Annotated in this window: 1 protein-coding gene and 1 pseudogene; both read left to right on the forward strand. The window is 56.0% G+C overall.

Annotated elements, in window-relative coordinates:
- The first annotated feature begins 168 nt into the window (after window positions 1-168).
- Complete coding sequence (locus HRU21_12865; GenBank protein ID NRA43181.1) at window positions 169-1,287, forward strand: cbb3-type cytochrome c oxidase subunit I; 1,119 nt, start codon at window positions 169-171, stop codon at window positions 1,285-1,287.
- 6 nt (window positions 1,288-1,293) lie between these two features.
- Window positions 1,294-2,339 (forward strand): annotated as a pseudogene (locus HRU21_12870) (cbb3-type cytochrome c oxidase subunit I).

Raw genomic sequence — 2,339 nt, forward strand, 5'->3', positions numbered from 1 at the left:
CCTTCCCCTATATACCGTACCCCCACAGGGTTCCCCTGGACTCCCGGGTACAGTATGGGATTGTATTGCTCCCTTAGGGGGGGGCTGTAGCAGGGTAATCCGTGTATATACCGGTTAGTCCCCATCAACTCCCTGGTACCCCATGTATATATATACAGGTATACTCCCGTGGATAACCCCCTCTACTGGCCCCCTGGTTCCCGGGATACGGTACGGGAGGCCTCCGGGGGCTGTTACTCTGTTACCCACGGTATCTATATATACTACCTCCTGGTGTTCATGCTTTCAGAGTCCATACTATTTACCACCCTGTCCTGGGTTACCCTCCATGTTATACTATCATCCTACCATATACCGTACGAGTCCCAGGTAACCCCCGAGCCCTGTGAGCTAACCTACGGTACAACCCTCCTACTGTCCCATGCCGGTGCCGGTGTGGGTACCGTATATACTAGCAGGGATACCGGGGGAGTATTCTACTGGAGTACCCCTTCCTCCCTGTCCCCGGGTACGGTATTCATGGGGATCCAGGTGGGGGAGTTCGGTACTCTGGGGGTGTATACTAATGATTCCTGTACCGGTTCCACCTGTATATCCGTATCCGGGTTACACCTCATGCATGTACTATGGGGGGTGTCCCTGGCGGGGGCCGGTAGTGGTACAGGTTACTCTATGGATATTACCCCTATAGATACCGTACCCATGGATACCCACCCCCTAGTGGATTACTCCTACTGGCACCTGGTGGAGATGGTATACATATATATCTATATACACCTGTATTACTACTATATACGGTACCCTCCCTCCCTAGGGGCCCCTCCCCATGGAAGTACCTGTAACCCCCGGGGTCAGTTAACTAGGCTGGTAGGTGTATTCCCGGTAGGGGATAGGGGTGTATATATACAGGGAGTATTACTGGAGTGTAACCATAAGACCCTGGACCCGTACTACACCCTCCTGGCCCCGGTACCGGGTACCATAGGGGGTATATACTCAGTGGTACTACGGTTGGAGTTATACGGGCCCGGGAGCAGGGTCATCTCCCCGGAGAACCAGTACCTGTATAACCTGGTATTCACCGTCCACGGGGTACTCATGATATTCTACCTGGTAATACCGGTGCTGTACGGGGGTTTCGGGAACTATACGGTACCAGTGTACCAGGGGGCCGGGGAGGTGGGATTCCCCCGGGCTAACGGCCTCTCCCTCCTCCTCCTGGTACCGGTATCGGTGTCCTACATGGTGGTGGCCGGTGGTACAGAGTATCCGGGGGGCACCGGTTGAACCCTCTACCCCCCCCTCAGTACCTCCCTCACGGTCCCGGTACAGGTATATACCACCCTGGGGGCCCTCCTGTATAACGGTGTATCCTCCTTCCTGGGGTCCCTTAACTTCTACTGTACGGTATCCGGGGGGAGGTGCCCGGGCCTGGGGCTGGGGGCCCAGTACCTGTTCCCGGTCTCCGTGTCCGTCCTGTTCCTGCTACTACTCCTGGTACTGCCGGTACTCTCCGGGGCCCTCGGGGCCCTGGTATCGGATACATGCTTCAATACGGTATACACGGACCCGGGGTTCGGGGGAGACCCTGTATTGTACCAGCACCTCTTCTGGTTCTTCGGGCACCCAGAGGTATACATCCTTATAGTACCGGCCTTCGGGATACTCAACCATATAGTACCGGGGGTATCAGGGTGTACGGTGTACGGGGACCAGTCGATGGTACTGGCTATGGGCTGTATATCCCTACTGGGGTCCCTGGTATGGGGACATCATATATACACCGTGGGGCTGGAAACAGATACCCGTTCATACTATACCGGTATCACAGTAATGATATCCCTACCCACCGGTACCAAGCTAGCTAACTGGGTGTCCACCCTTACAGGGGCCCTGGTACGGAACCCGGCCCACACAGGGTATCTATATACGGTACTGGTACTGGGGATGCTTACTGTGGGGGGATCCACGGGTATAGTACTGGGGAACGCTGCCGTGGATGTGTCCCTGCATGATACCTACTATGTTATAGCACACTTCCACTTCATACTCTCCCTGGGAGCCCTGGTATCTATACTGGTAGGGGTACTGTATTCCCAGGAGGCCATGGTACTAGGGTGTCCCCCCCTGGGGTCCCCGGTATCAGTGTACTTGTATACGGGTGTATCCCTGGGGGTGACCATTACCTTCCTTCCCCTACACCCCCTAGGGTACAACACCCAGCCCCGTAGGGCCCCGGATTACCCGCAGGGGGTGGGGGGCTGGGGTTCCCTGTCCTCCCTAGGATCCGGAGTCACTCTAATATCCCTTATAGCTATACTGGTATCCCCGGGGCCTGG

The organism is Pseudomonadales bacterium, assembly GCA_013215025.1.
GTDB lineage: Bacteria > Pseudomonadota > Gammaproteobacteria > Pseudomonadales > DT-91 > DT-91.